The sequence below is a fragment of the Nocardia coubleae NBRC 108252 genome (assembly GCF_001612805.1).
In the GTDB taxonomy this organism is placed as follows: Bacteria; Actinomycetota; Actinomycetes; order Mycobacteriales; family Mycobacteriaceae; genus Nocardia; species Nocardia coubleae.
In genome coordinates this window covers 518077-537059 of the sequence record NZ_BDBD01000018.1, presented here as the reverse complement: position 1 = coordinate 537059, position 18983 = coordinate 518077, and the positions used below count along the sequence as shown (strand labels likewise).

Annotated in this window: 19 protein-coding genes; 13 read left to right on the top strand and 6 right to left on the bottom strand. The window is 69.0% G+C overall.

Annotation, left to right across the window (positions count from 1 at the left end; all coding sequences use genetic code 11):
- The first annotated feature begins 7 nt into the window (after window positions 1–7).
- The gene (locus NCO8_RS19550) at window positions 8–811 is read left to right on the top strand and encodes an SDR family oxidoreductase (RefSeq protein ID WP_067641488.1); all 804 of its coding nucleotides are present in this window, start codon (window positions 8–10) and stop codon (window positions 809–811) included.
- 5 nt (window positions 812–816) lie between these two features.
- Here the strand turns inward: NCO8_RS19550 and NCO8_RS19545 are convergent, their stop codons facing one another.
- Together NCO8_RS19545 and NCO8_RS19540 are read right to left on the bottom strand one after the other, a co-directional pair.
- Window positions 817–1233: an acyl-CoA thioesterase gene (locus tag NCO8_RS19545; RefSeq protein WP_067490558.1), complete on the bottom strand. Its 417-nt coding sequence runs from the start codon at window positions 1231–1233 to the stop codon at window positions 817–819.
- Window positions 1234–1256: 23 nt separating this feature from the next.
- Window positions 1257–2207, bottom strand: coding sequence for an AraC family transcriptional regulator (locus NCO8_RS19540; RefSeq protein WP_067641486.1), 951 nt, complete (start codon window positions 2205–2207; stop codon window positions 1257–1259).
- 81 nt (window positions 2208–2288) lie between these two features.
- On the opposite strand from NCO8_RS19540, the gene NCO8_RS19535 reads away from it, so the two are divergent.
- Entirely contained in the window at window positions 2289–3131 is an 843-nt protein-coding gene (locus tag NCO8_RS19535; RefSeq protein ID WP_067641483.1) for an NAD(P)H-binding protein, read from the top strand.
- 119 nt (window positions 3132–3250) lie between these two features.
- On the top strand, window positions 3251–4534 hold the full coding sequence (locus NCO8_RS19530) for an MFS transporter (RefSeq protein WP_245655428.1): 1284 nt from the start codon (window positions 3251–3253) through the stop codon (window positions 4532–4534).
- A 9-nt stretch (window positions 4535–4543) separates the two neighbouring features.
- On the opposite strand, the gene NCO8_RS19525 is transcribed toward NCO8_RS19530, so the two are convergent.
- Window positions 4544–5671, bottom strand: a complete 1128-nt coding sequence (locus NCO8_RS19525; protein WP_245655427.1) for a DUF5925 domain-containing protein — start codon at window positions 5669–5671, stop codon at window positions 4544–4546.
- Between the two features lie 119 nt (window positions 5672–5790).
- Here NCO8_RS19525 and NCO8_RS19520 point away from each other — a divergent pair, with 119 nt between their 5' ends.
- On the top strand, window positions 5791–7356 hold the full coding sequence (locus NCO8_RS19520) for an MFS transporter (protein ID WP_067641481.1): 1566 nt from the start codon (window positions 5791–5793) through the stop codon (window positions 7354–7356).
- 47 nt (window positions 7357–7403) lie between these two features.
- On the opposite strand, the gene NCO8_RS19515 is transcribed toward NCO8_RS19520, so the two are convergent.
- On the bottom strand, window positions 7404–8069 hold the full coding sequence (locus NCO8_RS19515; protein ID WP_067641479.1) for an MspA family porin: 666 nt from the start codon (window positions 8067–8069) through the stop codon (window positions 7404–7406).
- A 25-nt stretch (window positions 8070–8094) separates the two neighbouring features.
- Entirely contained in the window at window positions 8095–8724 is a 630-nt protein-coding gene (locus NCO8_RS19510) for an MspA family porin (RefSeq protein ID WP_245655426.1), read from the bottom strand.
- 186 nt (window positions 8725–8910) lie between these two features.
- Here NCO8_RS19510 and NCO8_RS19505 point away from each other — a divergent pair, with 186 nt between their 5' ends.
- From NCO8_RS19505 to NCO8_RS19475, 7 genes are read left to right on the top strand one after another with little or no spacing between them, the layout of a single operon-like run.
- Window positions 8911–9909, top strand: coding sequence for a FecCD family ABC transporter permease (locus tag NCO8_RS19505; protein WP_067641475.1), 999 nt, complete (start codon window positions 8911–8913; stop codon window positions 9907–9909).
- Entirely contained in the window at window positions 9906–10961 is a 1056-nt protein-coding gene (locus NCO8_RS19500) for a FecCD family ABC transporter permease (RefSeq protein ID WP_067641473.1), read from the top strand. Before NCO8_RS19505 ends, NCO8_RS19500 begins: the two co-directional genes overlap by 4 nt.
- Before the next feature lie 8 nt (window positions 10962–10969).
- Window positions 10970–11782, top strand: coding sequence for an ABC transporter ATP-binding protein (locus NCO8_RS19495; RefSeq protein ID WP_067641471.1), 813 nt, complete (start codon window positions 10970–10972; stop codon window positions 11780–11782).
- 22 nt (window positions 11783–11804) lie between these two features.
- The gene (locus NCO8_RS19490; protein WP_084457297.1) at window positions 11805–12800 is read left to right on the top strand and encodes an ABC transporter substrate-binding protein; all 996 of its coding nucleotides are present in this window, start codon (window positions 11805–11807) and stop codon (window positions 12798–12800) included.
- Window positions 12797–14029, top strand: coding sequence for an enterobactin transporter EntS (entS, locus tag NCO8_RS19485; protein ID WP_067641468.1), 1233 nt, complete (start codon window positions 12797–12799; stop codon window positions 14027–14029). The genes NCO8_RS19490 and entS overlap by 4 nt, the downstream gene beginning before the upstream one ends.
- A complete protein-coding gene (locus NCO8_RS19480; RefSeq protein ID WP_067641466.1) occupies window positions 14013–14852 on the top strand; it encodes a siderophore-interacting protein in 840 nt (279 codons plus the stop codon). The genes entS and NCO8_RS19480 overlap by 17 nt, the downstream gene beginning before the upstream one ends.
- 2 nt (window positions 14853–14854) lie before the next feature.
- Window positions 14855–15070, top strand: coding sequence for a phosphopantetheine-binding protein (locus NCO8_RS19475; protein WP_067641464.1), 216 nt, complete (start codon window positions 14855–14857; stop codon window positions 15068–15070).
- A 202-nt stretch (window positions 15071–15272) separates the two neighbouring features.
- Here NCO8_RS19475 and NCO8_RS19470 read toward each other — a convergent pair whose 3' ends face one another.
- A complete protein-coding gene (locus NCO8_RS19470) occupies window positions 15273–16928 on the bottom strand; it encodes a (2,3-dihydroxybenzoyl)adenylate synthase (protein ID WP_084457296.1) in 1656 nt (551 codons plus the stop codon).
- Window positions 16929–17014: 86 nt separating this feature from the next.
- Between NCO8_RS19470 and NCO8_RS19465 the strand changes: the two genes are divergently transcribed.
- Together NCO8_RS19465 and NCO8_RS19460 are read left to right on the top strand one after the other, a co-directional pair.
- A complete protein-coding gene (locus NCO8_RS19465; RefSeq protein WP_067641462.1) occupies window positions 17015–17812 on the top strand; it encodes an SDR family oxidoreductase in 798 nt (265 codons plus the stop codon).
- Window positions 17809–18978, top strand: a complete 1170-nt coding sequence (locus NCO8_RS19460; protein ID WP_245655425.1) for an isochorismate synthase — start codon at window positions 17809–17811, stop codon at window positions 18976–18978. The genes NCO8_RS19465 and NCO8_RS19460 overlap by 4 nt, the downstream gene beginning before the upstream one ends.
- Window positions 18979–18983: the final 5 nt, after the last annotated feature.

The following is an 18983-nucleotide window of genomic DNA, read 5'->3' as shown; positions in this document are numbered from 1 at the left end:
TGCGAGCATGGAGACAGCAGGCAAGGTCGCGATCGTCACCGGCGCGGGTGCGGGCATCGGTGCCGCACTCGCCGCCCGGCTGGTCGCCGGTGACGCACGGGTCGTCGTCGCCGATCTCGACGGTGACAGCGCGGCGAAGGTGGCCGCCGAACTCGGCGACAAGGCGACAGCAGTCGGTGGCGACGTGGCCGACGAACAGGTGGTCGCGCAGCTCATCGCCACCGCCGAACGCGAATTCGGCCCGGTGGACATGTATTTCGCGAACGCCGGAATCGGCGGTGGACCCGGCCTCGACAGCACCGAGGACCAGTGGGCCGCCGCGATCGGTGTGAATGTGATGGCGCATGTGCGGGCGGCGAAGCTGCTCGTGCCTGGCTGGGTCGAACGTGGCGGAGGGTACTTCGTTTCCACCGCGTCGGCGGCGGGCCTGCTCACCCAGCTGGGTTCGGCACCGTACTCGGTGACCAAGCACGCGGCGGTCGCGTTCGCCGAATGGCTGTCGATCACCTACGGCGACAAGGGGGTTCGCGTGAGCTGCCTGTGCCCGATGGGCGTGGACACGCGGCTGCTCAGCGGCGACCTCATCCCGGAGAACCCCGACGCGGCGGCCTTCGCGATCAAGGCGGTGAAGACCGCGGGCGCGGTGCTGTCGGCCGAGGAGGTCGCCGATACCGTCATCGAGGCGATGGCCGCCGAACACTTCCTGATCCTGCCGCATCCCGAGGTGTTGCAGATGTATCGCAACAAGGGCGCCGACTACGACCGATGGATCGCGGGCATGCGCCGCTTCCAGGAAGCGTTGCGCGGGTAGGGCTGTTACTCGGTCACGAGTTCCGCGGCGGCCGCCCGCACCACCTCGGGGATCGGCACCGGCTTGCGTGTCTCGGTGTCGACGTAGACGTGCACGAAATCGCCGGTGGCCGCCAGCTCGAGACCGCCGTCGGTTTCCCGGAAGATCGCCAGGTCGTAGGTGATGCTCGACTTGCCGAGCCGGGAGATGCGCAACCCCACCTGGAGCTGGTCGGGAAAGCTGACCGAGCCGTGGAACCGGCACGAGGTCTGGGCGACCACACCGAGCGCGGGCAGCGCCGTGATGTCGGTGCCGGTGGCCCGCATGAGCCAGGCATTGACCGCGGTGTCGAAGTAGGAGTAGTAGGTCACGTTGTTGACGTGACCGTACTGGTCGTTGTCGGCCCAGCGGGTCGGCATCGGCCACAGCACGGGGTAATCCATGCCGTCATGATGCCAGCCCCGGTTCAGGCCGACGACGACAAAGCCGCTCCCCCACCCTGCCGGTGGTCACGCGGACTCACCCCGAAGTGCCGTTTGAAGGCGGTACTCAGGGCGAACGCACTGCCGTAGCCGACCTGACGGGCGATGGATTCCACGGTCGAATCGGTTTCGGCGAGCAGGTCGGCGGCCAGCGACAAACGCCATTCGGTCAGGAAGGTCATGGGCGGTTCGCCGACCAGTTCGGTGAACCGGCGCGCGAGCGCGGCCCGTGACATGCCGACCGCGTCGGCCAGCGCGACCACGGTCCACGGGTGCGCCGGGTTGTGTTGCAGCAGCCGCAGCGCCTTGCCGACCAGCGGGTCGCTGTAGGCGTGGTACCAGGCGGGCGCGTCGTCGCGGGCGAACCAGGCCCGCAGGGCGGCGATGAGCAGCAGGTCGAGGAGGCGGTCGAGGACGGCGCCCTGGGCGGGGCGGTCCCTGGTCGCCTCGTCGACGAGCAGGTCGAGCAGTCGTGAATCGAGGTCGCCACGCGGCAGTACCGCGACCTGGGGCAAGGCGCGCAGCAACCGGGTACTCACGGCACCGGCGGACTCGTAGGTCCCGGTGACCATCAGCGTCTCGCCGTCGGGGTCGGTCCCCCACTGCCGGATGCCGAGAGTCAGTGTCTCGCACAGGATTTCACCGTCTGGTGTGGTCGTCACCTGCCCCGGCTGCACGACGATCTGCGGCTCGGTCGCCGGATCGTCGGACACCGTATACGGTTGCGGCCCACGGAAGATCACCACATCACCGGCGCCGACCTGTTGCGACGAACCGGATTCGGTACTCACCCAGCCTTTGCCGCGAATCATGGCGAGCACCGTCAACGGCGCCTGATCCTGGACCCGCAGCGACCACGGCGGGTCGAGCAGCGAGCACATCAGAAACGCACCGCGTGCACGTGGGCCCTCGAGCAGACCGGCTAACGCATCCACATCTTTCACAGTAGACGACCGCGCATGTCGGCGAGCGTTCCGACGATGGTGACGCACAGCTGTGGACGGTGTACTTATCTCATGACAAAAACCGCTGCTAACCAGCCTCTTTTCCTCGTCACCGGCGCCAACGGCAAGACCGGCAGCCGCGTCGCCGCCCTCCTGGACGCGGCGGGCCACCCGGTGCGACGCGGTTCGCGCACCGCCGCGATCCCCTTCGACTGGACCGACCGCGACACCTGGGGCCCCGCCCTGGCCGGGGTCACCGCGATCTACCTCGCCTTCCAGCCCGACCTCGCCGTCCCCGGCGCACCGGACACCATTCGCGCGTTCACCGCCGCCGCCCGCGCGGCAGGCGTCGGCTCGGTGGTGTTGCTGTCCGGCCGCGGCGAACCCGAAGCCCTGGAATGCGAAGCGGCCGTTCGTGAGTCCGGGCTCGCCTGGACCGTGGTGCGCTGCAGTTTCTTCGCCCAGAACTTCAGTGAGAGCGCCTTCGTCGGCGATGTCCTCGCCGGCGTGGTCGCACTGCCCAACGGCGATGTACCCGAGCCGTTCGTGCACGCCGACGACATCGCCGAGGTGGCCGTCGCCGCCCTCACCGACGCTCGCCACGCGGGCGAGGTCTATGAACTCACCGGGCCCCGGGCGCTCACCTTCGCCGAAGGTGTCGCCGAGGTTGCCGAGGCGACCGGCCGTGAGATCGCCTTCGTCCCGCTCACCCGGCCCGAATTCGTCACCGCCCTCGGTGAACTCGGCCTCCCCGACCCCGAGGTCGCGCTGCTCGACTACCTGTTCGGCACCATCCTCGACGGCCGTAACTCCGCCACCGCCGACGGAGTCCAGCGCGCCCTCGGCCGCGCACCCCGCGACTTCACCGAATACGCCAAGGAGGCCGCCGCCACCGGAGTCTGGACCCCGCGGTAAATCCTGGACGACTGATCACCACGCTCTGGTGGCGCGGCCCTTCCGCGAAACGCCGCAACCAGAGCGTGGTGATCTTGAATTCGGGGAGGGTCCGGCAGGTGGCCGGTAGCGTCGATGGGGTGACGCCAGCGATTGATCGTCGGCTGCGGTCGGCCAGAGGGGCGGTGTTCGGCGCTTTCACGCTGAACGGGGTGCTGCTCGCGATGTGGGTGGTGCATATTCCGGCGATCACCGACCGGACCGAGGTGTCGGCCTCGACGCTCGGGATGTTCGTGTTGTTGCTCGCCGGGACGGCGCTGATCGGGATGCGGCTGGCCGGCCCCGCCGCCGACCGGCTCGGCAGCCGGACGCTGGTGGCACTGGCCGCGTCGGCGATCTCGGTGACGATCGTCGGGCCGGGCCTGGCGGCCGGGCCGGTGACCCTGGCGATCGCGTTGGCCTGCTTCGGTTTCGGCAACGGTGCGCTCGATGTGTCGATGAACGCGCAGGCGGTGCTGGTCGAACGTGCGTACGGCCGTCCGATCATGTCGGCCTTCCACGCCATGTTCTCGGCGGGCGGTTTCGTCGGCTCCCTCATCGGCGCCGCCACCCAGCGAGCAGGCATCGCCCCCGAGGTAACGCTCACCGCCGCGAGCCTTCTCGGCTTGGTCACCACCGCGGCCCTTGTCCCCCATCTCGTCTCCCACCACCGCGAGCCCGCTTCCCACCCCGAGCACTACGACGCACTTCCCGACGAAGACCTCCGACCGACATCGTCCGAGAATCTCACCGGCACTCCCGGATCGGGCATCAGCCCGGAAGCCCGGCAGCAGCGGGCGCGAGACGAGGACTCGAGCCTGAACGACGCAGAGCGGCAATCGCACCGGAACCGGAAAGTGTTGTGGCTCGGGCTGATCGCATTCGTACTGCTGCTGGCCGAAGGCGTGGCCGCCGATTGGAGCGCACTGCAGGTCCGCGAACACCTCGACGTGTCCGAGGGCGACGCGGCGTTGGCTTTCGGCGCGTTCTCCGCGACCATGACGATCGGCCGTTTCCTGGCCGACCGGGTGAGCGGGGCGATCGGGCCGGTGGCGCTGCTGCGCTACGGAAGCCTGTTGTGCGCTGCCGGTTTCGCGGTCGTGATCGTCTCACCCTGGCTGCCGATGTCGCTGGTCGGCTGGGCGATGTGCGGTCTCGGGCTCGCGGGTGGCGTACCTCAGATCTTCACGGCGGCCGGAAATCTGGGCGGGCCGAAGGCGGCCACCGAGATGTCGCGGGTCTTCACCATCGGCTACCTCGGCTTGCTCGCGGGGCCGGCGGTGATCGGCTGGCTCACCGCGATCATCCCGCTCACCGCGGCGCTGATCGTTCCCCTCGTCCTCACCCTCGCCTGCGCGGCGGCCGCCTCCGTCGTCCATCGCTGAGCGCGAGTCCTACAGGTACATACCGACCTCGGTCGTTCGCTCGGCCGTCGAGCGGATCTGAATTCCACCGTCACGATGGGCCACCAGTTCCGCGAGCGTGGCGCCGTCGGGGAAGGCGGCGGCGGCATGGTCCTGCCGGACGAGCCACCGCGTCGCCTCCTCGGGCGAGAGCCTGCCCACCTCGAGCTGCGCGAGACACCGCCCGGGCCGCACCACCGCCGGGTGCAAGCGGGACAGGTCCTCGTTGGTCGTGATCGCGAAGAGCACCTTGCGTCCCGAACCGAGCATGCCGTCGGTGAGGTTCAGCAGCCGCGAAAGTTTCTGTCCCGCCGCTTCTTTGGCTTCGCCGCGAATCAGCTCGTCGCAGTCCTCGAGCACCAGCAAGCGCCAGCGGCCGTCCTCGTCGTCACCGTCGGCACCCGCGGCCACCTCCATCAGATAGCCGGGATTGCTGAACAGTTCCTCCGGGTCGACCACGCAGTCGACCTGGCACCACGGCGCCCACGCCCGCGCGAGCGCCCGCAGGGCGGTGGTCTTCCCGGTGCCCGGCTCGCCGTGCAGCAGCACGAGCCTGCCGCGGATGTCGTCGCTGCCCAGGCTCATCAGCCGGTCGAACGCCGCCGATACCGGCGCGGTGTAGTTGTCGCGGATCTCCGGCCACGCGGGCGCGACGATCTGGCGGCGCCTGCGCGCGGGCCGCCGCACATCCATGTGCCAGAAGCCCATTTCCACCGTAGACGCGGTGTCGCGAGCCTGGGCCGCGCCCTCGGTGGCGCGCGCGAGCACCTCGACGGCGAGCTCATCGCTGGCGGCGGTCACCTCGACCGTTGCCGAGCCGCCCGCCCAGCGCACCGCCCGCAGCGACCAGCCGGCCCCGGCGGCCAGCATCGCACTGCTGTCGTCGTCGAAGACCGAGCGCAGGATCGTCGACCCCTCGGGCCGCAACGGCGCGTCGGGATGGACCCGGTCGAGGTGCGCCTGCCGGGCGAAGGGCTGCTCGCCGCGCAGGAACGGGGCGAGCGCGAGCGCGTCGATGGCGTCGCGGGTGGAATAGGTCGAATCGATGGCCGCCGACCACGGAAACGGCTCGCCCGTCTCCCGCGACGGTTCCCGGAGCTGGTCGATAGGTGTGGACACCGCGCCAATGATCGTGGTCGCGGGCCCGGAATGTCCAACGACTTCCCGGCTGTGCGCTGCGTCACCGGGCCCGGAAAATCGCTGGCACATGTTCTCGATCCGTCGCTAACGTCGGCCAGGTGACTTCCACCCAGAGCCCCCGGCCGGTCGACGAACCCACTCCGACCGCAGGGGTCAAGGAGTGGATCGGGTTGGCGGTCCTCGCCCTGCCCACCCTGCTCATCTCGATGGACATGAGCGTGCTCTACCTGGCCATCCCGCACATCAGCGAGGCGTTGCAGCCGAGCAGTTCACAGCTGTTGTGGATCCTGGACATCTACGGGTTCCTCGTCGCGGGCTTCCTCATCACGATGGGCACCCTCGGCGACCGGATCGGCAGGCGCAGGCTGTTGATGATCGGCGCGCTGGCCTTCGGCGCCGCCTCGGTGATCGCGGCCTATTCGACCAGCGCGAACATGCTCATCGGCACGCGCGCGCTGCTCGGTATCGCGGGTGCCACGCTGATGCCATCGACACTGGCCTTGATCCGCAATATGTTCCACGACGACCGCCAGCGGACCGCCGCGATCAGCGTGTGGATGACCAGTTTCATGGTCGGCATGGTGGTCGGACCGCTGGTCGGCGGGGCCATGCTGGAGAACTTCTGGTGGGGTTCGGTGTTCCTGGTCGCGGTACCCGCCATGGTGCTGCTGCTCGGCAGCGGACCGTTCCTGCTGCCCGAGTACAAGGATCCGAACCCCGGCAAGCTCGACATTCTCAGCGCCGTGCTGTCGCTGGTGTCGGTGATGGGTGTCATCTACGGCATCAAGGAGCTGGCCAAGGACGGGCTGGCCGTGGAACCCGTGGCCGTTCTGGTCGGCGCGCTGGTCCTGGGCACCGTGTTCGTGCTGCGCCAGCAACGACTCACCGACCCGCTGATCGATCTGCGACTGTTCGGCAATGTCCGGTTCAGCGGTTCGCTCGCGGCGCTGATGGTCGCCATGCTCGCGATGGGCGGCCTGTTCCTGCTGCTCGCGCAGTATCTGCAACTGGTGCTGGGACTTTCGGCGTTCGAGGCCGGACTGTGGACGGTGCCGCAGGCGGTAGCCATGGTGCTCGCGGCGGGTGCGGTGAGTGCCCTCGCGCCTCGGATTCGTCCCGCGTATCTGATGACGGGCGGCCTGGTGATCGCGATGTTCGGCTACGCGACCTTCACCCAGCTCGCGGGTGGTGACGATCTCGGCTTGATCGTCACCGGCATGGTGGTGTTCGCGCTCGGCCTGAGCCCGATGTTCGTGCTCGGCCTCGACCTGATCGTCGGTGCGGTCGACCCGGCGCGTGCCGGTGCCGCTTCCGCGATCTCGGAGACGGGGCAGGAACTGTCGACCGCGCTCGGGGTCGCGGTGATCGGCAGCATCGGCACCGCGGTCTATCGCGGGCAGATGGCCGGTGAACTACCGAGTGGCCTGCCCACCGAGCTCGCGCACACCGCCGAGGACACCCTGGCGGGAGCCCTGCACGTCGCCTCGATGCTGCCCGAATCCCTCGGCGCCGAGCTCACCACGACGGCGCGACAGGCGTATACCCATGCGCTGCAAGTGAACTCGATCGTCGGCATCGGACTCACCGCGATCGCGGCCGGACTGGTCGTCGTGCTGCTTCGCCATGTTCCGGCACCGAACGAGCGTGCCGACGAGCAGAAATGAGCCGGGGCCCCGCCGGGAGCGTGCAACTCCCCGCGGGGCCCAGGGCATCAGCCGAGGCTGAACGGCTGGCCCCACAGGCGCAGCTCGGAACGACCGAACTGGGTGGTCACCTCGACGGAAACGAAGGCACGCGCCTGGGCGTAACCAGCGCAGCCCGACAGACCCAGGGTCGAATCGGCCCAGGTGACCGAGCCCTCCGGACCGAAGAACTTGATCGCGGGGACGTAGCTCTCCTCGCCGTAGGCATCCGGGCCCTCGACCTGGAGCAGCCAGAAGGTGGTCGCCTGGCCGGGGCCGAGGGTCAGGTTGCCGCCGGAGGTCACGCCGCCGCTGCCCTTGCCCTCGTGGGTCACCGCGCCGTTGGCACCGGCATTGGCGTTGCCGCCGGAGATATCGACCTGGCAACCGACGACGTATCCGGGCGAGATCTTGACGCCCTTGTGCTCGCCGTGCACCTGCACCTCGGCCCGACCGGACGCCCACACGTTGCGATGCAAGGGAGTCGCGCCCATGGAGGGGCTGATGTTCACCGACTCGCCGACCAGGCGGATGGTCACCGGGGTGCCGTCGGGGAGGGTCTGGGTGATCTCGCCGCCGGGCAGCGGGATGAAGGTGTCGGCATGGGCGGCACCGGTGGAGAACAGGCCGAGCGCGACGGTCGCCGCCGCTGCGGCACCGGCGAGCCGGGTGGTCGCCTTCGTGAAGATGCTCATGGAGTTGTTCCTATCCGTCGAGAAGTCAGCCGATGCTGAACGGGGCACCGTAGAGGGAGGTCTTGGAGTAGTTGTCGCCGATGATCTCCACGACGGTGTAGGCGCGCGCCTGGGCGTACCCGGCGCAGCCCTGGATCTGCAGCTCCACGTCCTTGTAGCTGACGTGGTAGTTGCCCTTCTCGACGATGTCGAAGCCCTCGATGCCGACCCACTTCACCTCGCCGGGACCGAGTTTCACGCCGATCGAGCCACCGGCGTTGAAGCCGCTGGTGTTGATGCCGCCCGAGACACCCGCCGAGATCGCGTCGTCGGCGATGCTCACCTGGCAGCCGACGATGTAGCCGGTGCTCACGCGCGAAGAACCGTGCGTGGAGGAGTTGTTGGTGCCGGGCGCGCCGTTGCCGCCGACGAACGGGCGGGGCTCACCCTTCGGGGTCTCGGCCACCTCGGCCAGCACGGTTCCGCTCACCCACGCCACGCGGCCTGCGCCGTTGGCCGCCATGGACGGCGAGATCAGGGCGCTTTCCGCCACCCGCTTGATCAACACACCGGGGCCGGCCTTCTCGCCGTCGGGCAGCGGAACGAAGGTGTCCGCACTCGCCGTTCCGCCGACAACGGCCAGCGCGGCCGTGGCCAGCGCAGTGGCCGCAAGCATTTTTCGCATCGTGGATGTCCTCATCAACTGTTGTGACCGATTCGCACCGATCTTGAACAGCTCGGACTGTAGACAGGTTAGGCTCACCTATCAAGACCTTGCCCTAGCTAACTTTGAATAAGCCTAGGCTCACCTAAACATGAGCTACCCTCCTCGTGACACGGTTCCATATGAGAGAGATCCCTGATGAGAAGTCCGCGCTGGTTCGGCTGGTTGCTGACGGTGGCGCTGCTGACCGCGGCCTGTCTGCTGAGCCTGCTGGTCGGCACGAAATCGATTCCGGTCGGCGAGGTCTGGCAGGCGCTGACCAGTGCCGCGACCACGCCCGACCACGTCACCGTCACCGAATACCGGCTGCCGCGAACAGTTCTCGGGCTGCTCGCCGGGCTGGCGCTCGGCGTCGCGGGCTGCCTGATGCAGGGACTCACCCGTAACCCGCTGGCCGACCCGGGACTGCTCGGCGTGAATGCCGGTGCCGCGTTCGCGATCACGGTCGCGGTCGGGGTGCTCGGTGTGGAGGAGATCACGTCCTACGTCTGGTTCGGCTTCGCCGGCGCCGCGCTGGTGTCGGTGGTCGTGTACCGGCTCGGCACCGCGGGGCACACCGGTACCGATCCGATCCGGCTCACCCTGGCCGGAGTGGCCGCCACCGCCGTCCTCGGCGGTCTCACGCGCGGCCTGATCCTGCTCGATCCCAAGGCTTTCGACGAGATGCGGCGCTGGGACGCCGGTTCGCTCACGGGGCGTGGCTTCGACATCATCGCCGGTGCCGCGCCGTTCATCGTGGTCGGGCTGCTGATCGCCGCGGTCTGCGCGCGGTCGCTCAATGCCGTTGCGCTCGGTGATGATCTGGCCCGGTCGCTCGGCGTGCACGTCAACCGCACACGGCTGCTCACCGCGCTGGCTTTGGTGCTGTTGTGCGGTACCGCGACGGCCGCGGTCGGTCCGATCGCCTTCGTCGGTCTCGCGGTTCCGCACATCGCCCGCTGGCTGGTCGGTCCCGATCAGCGCTGGGTCTTCGCGTACTCGCTGGTGCTGGCACCGCTGCTCGTTCTCACCGCGGATGTGCTGGGCCGCATCATCATTCGCCCCGACGAAGTCCCTGCCGGGCTGGTCACGGCATTCCTCGGCGCACCCATGCTGATCTGGCTGGCACGCCGCTCGCGAGTGGGAGCTGCGGCATGAGCACGAAGATCGATTTCGGTCGCACCATGCTGGTGGTGCGCCCCGGGCGCGCGGGTCTCACAGCGAGGATCGGTGTGCGCACGCTCGTGGTGTGCGCGATCCTGCTGGCCATTGCCCTGGCGACCGCTGTATTCGCCCTGGGTAGCGGCGATTTCGAGATCCCGGCGCAGCGTGTGCTGCGCGCCCTGTTCATCGGTGACGAACGCTTCGATCGGCTGGTGGTTTTCGATTGGCGGCTGCCGCGCATCCTGCTGGCGCTCGCCCTCGGTGCGGCGCTCGGTGTGAGTGGCGCGATCCTGCAGTCGGTCACCCGCAATCCCCTGGGCAGCCCCGACATCATCGGGTTCAGCACCGGCGCCTATACCGGCGCGCTCCTGGTGATCCTGACGCTCGGCGGCGGGAGTTTCCAGACGGCGGCGGGCGCGATGGTCGGTGGCCTCGGTGCGGCGCTGGTCATCCACCTGCTCGCCTTCCGGCACAATGTGACCGGGTTCCGCCTGATCATCGTCGGTATCGGTGTGAGTGCGATGCTCGCCTCGGTCAACACCTGGTTGATCATGCGGGCGGATCTCGACGCGGCGATGTCGGCGGCGGCCTGGGGTGCGGGTTCGCTCAACGGGTTGTCGTGGCCGCAGGTCGCGCCGACCATGATCGTGCTCGCCGTGCTGGCGGTGGCCCTGATCCCGGCCGCGCCGCGCCTGCAGATCCTCGAACTCGGTGACGACACCGCCCGCGCCCTCGGGCTCGACGCGGGCAAGGCCACCGGTTGGCTGATCGCGCTCAGCGTCGGATTCACCTCCCTGGCAACGGCTGTGGCCGGACCGATCGCCTTCGTCGCCCTGGCGGCGCCGCATCTGGCGCGCAAACTCACCCGCACCCCGTCGATCGCGCTGGTCCCGGCGGCGGTGATGGGCGCGACGCTGCTGGTCACCTGCGACTGGATCGCCCAGCACGCCTTCGCCCCGACCACCATTCCGGTCGGCATCGTCACCGGTTCGATCGGCGGCCTGTACCTGGCGTATCTGCTCGTCGCCGAAGCGCGACGGAAATAGGAAGCGACATGAACGACATTCACGCCGCGCGGTTGCGCGCCGACCAGGTCCGCCTCGGGTACAAAGGCCGAACGATCAGCGACCAACTGTCCGTGGACATCCCGGACGGCAAGTTCACCGTGATCATCGGCCCGAACGCCTGCGGCAAGTCCACGCTGCTGCGCGCGCTCGCCCGCCTGCTCGCCCCGGAATCCGGCAAGGTGCTGCTCGACGGCAAGCCGGTGACCGACTATCCGGCCAAGGAACTGGCTCGCCAGATCGGCCTGCTCCCCCAGACCTCGACCGCACCCGACGGCATCCGGGTGGCCGACCTCGTCGCACGCGGGCGCTACCCGCACCAGACGCTGCTGCGGCAGTGGTCGAAGGCCGACGAGGAGGCGGTGGCGGCGGCGATGGCGGCCACCGGTGTCACCGAGCTGTCGGCCCGCCCGGTCGACGAACTGTCCGGCGGTCAACGGCAGCGGGTCTGGATCTCGATGGTGCTCGCCCAGCAGACGCCCATCATCCTGCTCGACGAGCCGACCACCTTTCTCGACATCGCCTACCAGATCCAGCTGCTCGATCTGTGCCGCGCACTCAACCGCGAATCGGAACGCACGGTCGTCGCCGTACTGCACGACCTCAATCACGCCTTCCGTTACGCCGACCACCTGATCGCCATGCGCGACGGGCGGATCGTCGCCACCGGCACCCCCGCCGACATCGTCACCGCGGACCTGGTCCACGAGGTGTTCTCGTTGCGCTGCCGCATCGTCGACGACCCGGAAACCGGGGCGCCGCTGGTGATTCCGCTGGCCGAGAACGCCGCACCGGTGCACTGAAGAAATGAGGAAAACCCCGTCCATGTTCACCAACCGTTCCTCGGGCCGGCTTCGCGCCGCCCTCGTCGTCCCGGTTCTCGCGCTGGTCGCGGTGCTCGCCGGGTGCGGTGACTCGTCGCCGAACTCCACCGATTCCGGCCCGCGCGAGGTGCCGTCCGCGAAGGGCCCCGTCAAGGTGCCCGCCGATCCGCAGCGCATCGTCGTGCTCAACGGCAACCTGGCGGGTTACCTCTACGACCTCGAGGCGCCCGTCGTCGCGGCCGACCCGCGTCTGCTCGGTGTGCCGACCAAGCCGGGCGAGTTCCCCACCGGCTGGGCCGAGGATGCCGAAGCCCAGGGAACACAAGCTGTTCCGTCCGGTGACAACATCAACCTCGAGTTCATCGCCGCCCAGCGTCCCGATCTGATCATCGGCGGTGGCCAGGGCTACCCCGGCCAGCAGTCGGTGAACGCCTACGACCAGCTCAGCGCCATCGCCCCGACCGTGCTGATGCCGACCGAGACGACCAACTGGCAGGATCAGCTGCGGTTCATCGCCGAGACCGTGGACAAGCCGGCCAATGTCGACACCTTGATCGCGAACTACCAGGCCAAGCTGTCGGAGGCCAAGAGCAAGATCAAGCCGCCCGTCGGCGCGACGACGGTGTTCCAGTCGATCAAGAGCCAGAAGCCGACCGTCTTCGTGCCGACCGCCGCGCTGCCCGCGTTGCTCGCCGAGGTCGGTTTCACGCTGGACACGCAGGTGGAGGCCAAGGCCGGTAACCCCGCCAAGGAGCAGAGCGCCGACTTCATCAGCTTCAGCCCGGAGCTGCTCAACACGGTGATCGATGCGCCGGTGCTGTTCACCATCCCGCTCAGCGGCGGCCGTTCGCTCGAGGAGTTGCGCGCCGATCCGCTCTACGCTTCGCTGCCGTCGTTCCAGGCGGGCAAGGTCTTCGAACTGCCCGCGACCAGCTCGCGTCCGGACTACCGCACCGTCATGGCGACACTCGATCTGCTCGTGGAACGTTTCCGGTGACGTCGGGACTGCTCATCGACCTCAGCCCGCTGCGGGCGTCGCGCCCCTTCCGGTGCGCGTTCGCGGCGCGGCTGGTGTCGGTGCTCGGCATCGGGTTGCTCATGGTCGCCCTGCCGTTGCAGATCTATCAGCTGACCGGATCGAGTGTGCAGGTGGCCGGTGTCGCCACCACCACCGCGGTCGCGCTGTTCGCGGGCAGTCTCGCGGGCGGTGTGGTCGCCGACCGGTACGACCGGCGGACGGTGATCCAGTGGGCGCGCAGCGCGGCCGGTATCGGCTTCCTCATCCTCGGCGTGAATGCCGTTCTGCCCGAGCCGTTCCTGTCCGCCATCTATCTCGCGGCCGTCGTCGACGGTCTCGCGGGCGGGGTGAGCGGTTCGGCGCTGATGGCCATGGTCCCGGTGCTGGTCGGACGTGAAAAGGTCGCGGCCGCAGGCGCTCTCGTCTCGCTCACCACCGACCTCGGCACGATGATCACCCCCGCGTTCGCCGGTCTGCTCGTCGCGAAAACCGGTGTGGCCACGGCCTATTTCCTCTGTGCCCTCGCGACCACCGCCACGGTCGGGCTGATCACCGCGATCGGCCCGTCGCCACCACCGCAACGCGACCTGGAGAATCCGGTGCGTGAGCTGGTGGCCGGTATCGCGTTCGCGGTGCGGCACGAGTCCATCCGGCTCATTCTGCTCACCGGGCTGATCGGGATGCTCGTCAGCGGCCCGCTGGTGCTGCTGCCCGCCTTCGCCGATGTGGAACTCGACGCGGGACCGGGCACGCTCGGCCTGCTCTACGCGGCACCCGGCGCAGGTGCGGTGCTCGGCACGTTGACCAGCGGCTGGATGGGGCGCGCGCACACCGGTCGGGCGTTGCTCATCTCGCTCGGGCTGATGCCGATCGGCGTGATCGCGGCCGGACTGTGGTCGCACGCAGCGCTGGTATTCCTCGGTTTTGCCGGATTCGGCCTGGCCAGAGCCGTGAACATGGTGCTGCGCTACACGATGCTGCAGCAGGCCGCACCCGACCACATGCGCGGACGGATGTCGGGCCTGCTGATGGTGCAGTCCGTCGCAGGCACCGCCGTCGGCTCCATGGTGGCCGGTTTCGTCGGCCAGACCTTCGAACCAGGACGCGCGCTCGTGCTCTACGGCGTCGCCGTCCTGGTACTCACCGGCCTGATGGCGCTCGTCGCCGGGCCACTGCACAGAAAGGAAAACGGTGAAGGATCGCAGTGACTATGCGGCGAACATCGCCGAGGTGCTCGCCGGGGACCACTACGCCAAGGTGCCGTACCCGATCGGCCTGCAGGAAGTGGAGGTGGTGCGGGTCGTGCCCGTCGGCGCGGCGCTGCTGCGGATCACCTTCGGCGGTCCGGACATCGCGAAGTTCCACAGCTATGTGCCGGACGAGCATGTGCGCCTGATCTTCCCGGGCGAGGACGGTGTGCTCCGGTTGCCGAAACTCGACGGCACGATGCTCGAGTGGGGCAATCCGCGGCCGATCTCGCGGGAGTACACGGTGCGCCGCCACAGCGTCGAGGACGGCGAACTCGACATCGATTTCGTCATCCACCCCGGCGGTCTCGCCTCGGACTGGGCCGCCTCGGTGGCCCCGGGCACCAAGGTCCACATCGCCGGTCCGCCCGGTGGTGTCGTCATCCCGGAAACCTACGACGACTACCTGCTCGCCGGTGACATCACGGCGCTGCCCGCCATCGCCCGCTGGCTCGAGCGCATGCCGCGCGACACCACCGGCTGGGCCTTCATCGAGGTCGCCGGACCCGCCGAGGAGATCCCCCTCGACCCGCCCGCGGGTGTGACCGTGCGGTGGCTGCACCGGGGTGACGCGGCACCCGGCACGAGCGACATCCTCGAGCAGGCCGTCCGCGAGGTGAAAGTCGCTGCCGGACACCGGGTTTTCGCGTGGGTGGCCGGCGAGGCCGGGTGCCTGCGTGGTGTCCGCAAGATCATCCGCGACGACCTGGGCATCGGCCCCAAGGACTCGCTCATCGCCGGCTACTGGAAGCGCGGCGTCGCCGACTTCGATCGAGAGGAATGACCATGACCGACGAACAGGTGATCGCCGATGTGGCCACCGTACTGGGAGTCGAGGCGACCGAACTGAGCGCCGAGACCGATCTGCTCGACGCCGGACTCGATTCGGTGCGCATCATGTCGCTGGTGGAGAAATGGCGGTCGGCTGGTCATGCGGATATCGACTTTCCCACGCTCGCGGGCGAACCCGTCCTCGGGTCGTGGATCGAACTGCTGGCGTGAGCACCGGGGCGGCGCAACCCTTGCGCCGCCCCGGCTCCCCTGGCGCCGCCGCCTCCGGCTGCCCTGCGCCGCCTCCGGGGAAACAACTCACTCTCGGCGCGCCTGGTCGGCGTCCGAGGTGGTTCAGCTGCCGCGCATCACGCCCGGCGGGAGTTTGCGCGCGCTCCACCCGCCGGCGGCGGCCGTCCGGCACCGGGCGAGATCAGTTCCCGTGTACACCCTCGGTGAGCAGTTGCCGCAGCTCCTTGCGGCTGGTCTTGCCGACGCCGGTCTCGGGGAACTCTTCGATCACGACCACCGCGTCGGGCATCTTCCATGCCGCGACGCCGCGCTCCCGCACGAACTTGCGCACGGCGGTCAGTGTCGGCCGCTGCTCCGGATCGGCGGGCTGCACGAAGGCGCAGATACGTTGTCCCAACACAGGGTCGGGCGTTCCCACGATGACGGCGTCGCGGATGCCCGGGTGCTCGAGCAGATGCGCCTCGAGTTCCTCGGCCGAGACCTTCTCGCCGCCACGGTTGACCCAGTCGCCCGCGCGACCGGCGACGACGAGGTTGCCGTCGGGGCGGATCGACACGATGTCGCCCGTGCGGTACCAGCCGTCGGCGGTGAAGCTGCGGGCATCGGCCTCGGGATTGTCGTAGTAGCCGCGAATCGTATACGGGCCCTGGGTGATCAGGTTGCCCTGTTCGCCCGGTACCACCTCGACACCGTTGTCGTCGACGACCGCGATCTGGTCGAACTCCGACATCGGCCTGCCCTGGGTGCTCACCACCACGTCGATCGGGTCGTCGAGCCGGGTGTAGCAGACCAGGCCCTCGGCCATCCCGAACACCTGCTGCAAAGTGACGCCGAGCGCGGGGCCGATCCGGCGCGCCAGCTCGTCCTGGCAGCGGGCGCCACCCACCTGAAGAATCCGCAGGCTCGAAAGATCGGGCGTGTCACCGGCTTCGGCACGCTCGGTCCACAGTCGCGCCACGGGCGGGACCAGACCGGTGATGGTGACGCCGAACCGCTCGATCAGCGGGAAGGCCGTCGCCGGTGTGGGATCGGGGGTCATGGCCACCGCGCCGCCTGCCCACAGCGCGCCGAGTATGCCCGGCGAGCTCATCGGGAAGTTGTGGGCAACGGGCAGCGTCGCGAGATAGACAGTGTCGCTGTCGAGTTCACAGATCTCGGCGCTGCGGCGCACGCTGTAGAGGTAGTCGTCGTGGGTGCGGGCGATGAGCTTGGGGATACCGGTGCTGCCGCCCGAGAGCTGCAGAAACGCCACGTCACCGGCCGAGGGACCCGGCAGTTCCACCGGCTCGTCCCGGAATTCGGCGATATCACGCGCGCCCTCGGGCAGTTCCTGACCCTCGTCGAGGACGAGCAGCACGTGCCGCAGGCTCGGCACGTTCTCCCGCACCGTCGCCGCGAGCGCCGCGTAGTCGAAGCGCTGATGGGTTCGGCAGGTGATGACGGCTGTCGCGGCGGCGGCCTCGGCGATCGGCACCAGCTCGGCGGCACGGTGCGCGGGCAGGCAGAACACCGGCAGGGCACCCAGCTCGAAGAGCGCGAAGATCACCTCGACGAATTCGGCCCGGTTGGGCAGTTGCACCAGCACGCGATCGCCCGGCGTGATGCCGAGGCGGGCCAGACCGGCGGCGAGCGAACGCGCGCGGTGATGAAGTTCGGCGTAAGACCAGCTGTTGGCAGTGTCGAGGACCGCGATCCGGTCCGGTGCGGCGGCAGCCCGTGCGGCGAGGACTTCGCCGAAAGTCTCTCCGGTCCAGAGGTTCTGGGCGCGATAGCGGTCGGCCAGGTCGGCGGGCCAGGGGGTGAAGCCGGCGAGGGCGGGTTCGGTCAAGTCGAGCACCTCTTTCGAGCAGGCGGTTCGGTGTTTCGGCCAAAAGTTATGAGGGAAGCTAACCAAATAACTGTCAGTCAGGTTAGGCTAACCTCATGTTTAATGGTGATTCTCGCGGTCGGGTCGTCGTCGTGACCGGCGCGGCCGGGGGCATCGGCGCCGCGATCGCCGCGCGGTTCGCTGCCGAGGATCGGGTTGTCTCGTTGTGGGACCTCGATCCCGCGGTGCACGACACTGCCGCGGCCCTCGCTACCGCACGCACGGCGGCCGTGCACGGCGTCACCATCGACATCACCGATGCCGATGCGGTGCGCGCGGCGTTCGATCGCCTGACTTCCGAACACGGCCGCGTCGAGGTGCTGGCGCACGCCGCCGGGCTGATGGTGGGCGGGACAGCCCTCGACCTGGATGCGGACGACTGGGCACGGTGCCTGACCGTCAACGCCACCGGAACCATGCTGGTCACCCAGCGCGCGGCCGCCGACATGGCCGCCGTCGGATGCGGATCCATCGTCGTGGTCACCTCCAACGCGGCGGCCACACCGAGAGTCGGTATGGCCGCGTACGGCGCCGCCAAGGCCGCCGCGACCGCGTTCACCAGGTCGCTTGCCCTGCAGGTCGCGCCGCTGGGCGTGCGGGTCAACCTGGTCTCCCCCGGCTCCACCGACACAGCCATGTTGCGCGACATGTTCGGCGGCACACCGCTGGACGACGCCGCCGAGACCGCGCTGCTCGACGGTGATCCCGCCGCCTACCGGCTGGGGATCCCGTTGCGGCGCATCGCCACTCCCGCCGACATCGCGGGCGCAGTCCACTTTCTGGCGTCCGAAGACGCCCGCCACATCACCATGCACGACCTGCGGGTCGACGGTGGCGCGACGCTCGACATGTGACCGAGAGGATGATCCCCATCAGTACCGCCAGTTCAGACCCCGCTTTTGTGCTGTCCCGTCCGCAGCGGACCGTGTCCGCGAGCGCCGGGACGGTTTTCCGCTCGGCACACGACGCGATCACCGCGCTGCGCAGTGGCCGGATCAGCCACATCGTCGGCGCACTCCCCTTCCGGCCCGGCGCACCGACAGCGTTGTGGGCACCGGAGTCGGTGACGATCACCGACGCGCCCTACGAACCCCGGATGCTCGAGCGCGAGTCGATGACCGATTCGCGGTCACTGCCGCAGTTCGCCTTCGACGCGGCGCTGCCCGCACCGGACGAGCACCGCAGGCGCGTCGCCACCGCTGTCGAACTGCTGGCCGACACCGCCCACCCCGTGCGAAAGGTCGTGCTGGCACGGGCGATTCGGGCTCGCTCGGCGACTCCCGTTCGCGCGCTGGACATCCTCGACCTGATGGTGGCTTCGGATCCGATGTCGAACGGTTTCCTGGTCGACCTGTCCGCAGCGGGTGGCCGATACCCCGGCCGCCATCTCATCGGCTCCAGTCCCGAGATCCTGGTGCGCCGCGACGGGAACCGCGTCGTGAGCTATCCGCTGGCCGGCTCGGCCCGCCGGGTACTCGACGACGGCGATGCCGACCGGGTGGCCGCCGAGACGCTGCTCGCCTCGACCAAAGACCTGGCCGAACACCGCTTCGTCACCGATCAGGTGTCGGCCGTGCTGCGTGATCGCTGCGCCCAAGTGCACACTCCCGCACCGGAACTCATGTCCACCCCGGCGATGTGGCACATCGGTACGCCGATCACCGCCGCCGTCCCGCTGGCGGGCCCGTCGGCACTCGAGCTTGCCGTAGCGCTGCACCCCACCCCGGCGATCTGCGGCACACCCACCGCCGCGGCGACCCGTCTCATCGCCGAACTCGAGGGCGAACGCGGTTTCTACGCGGGCGCCGTCGGTTGGTGCGATGCCGACGGCAACGGTGAATGGATGGTGAGCATCCGCTGTGCCGAGCTGTCCGAGCACGGCACCACGCTGCTCGCGCACGCGGGCGGCGGGATCGTCGCCGCCTCCGATCCGACCGCCGAATTGGCCGAGACCACCGGCAAATTCCAGCGCATCCTCGCACCGCTCGGTATCGCGGACCTGCCCGTCACCGTTTGCTGAGCCGA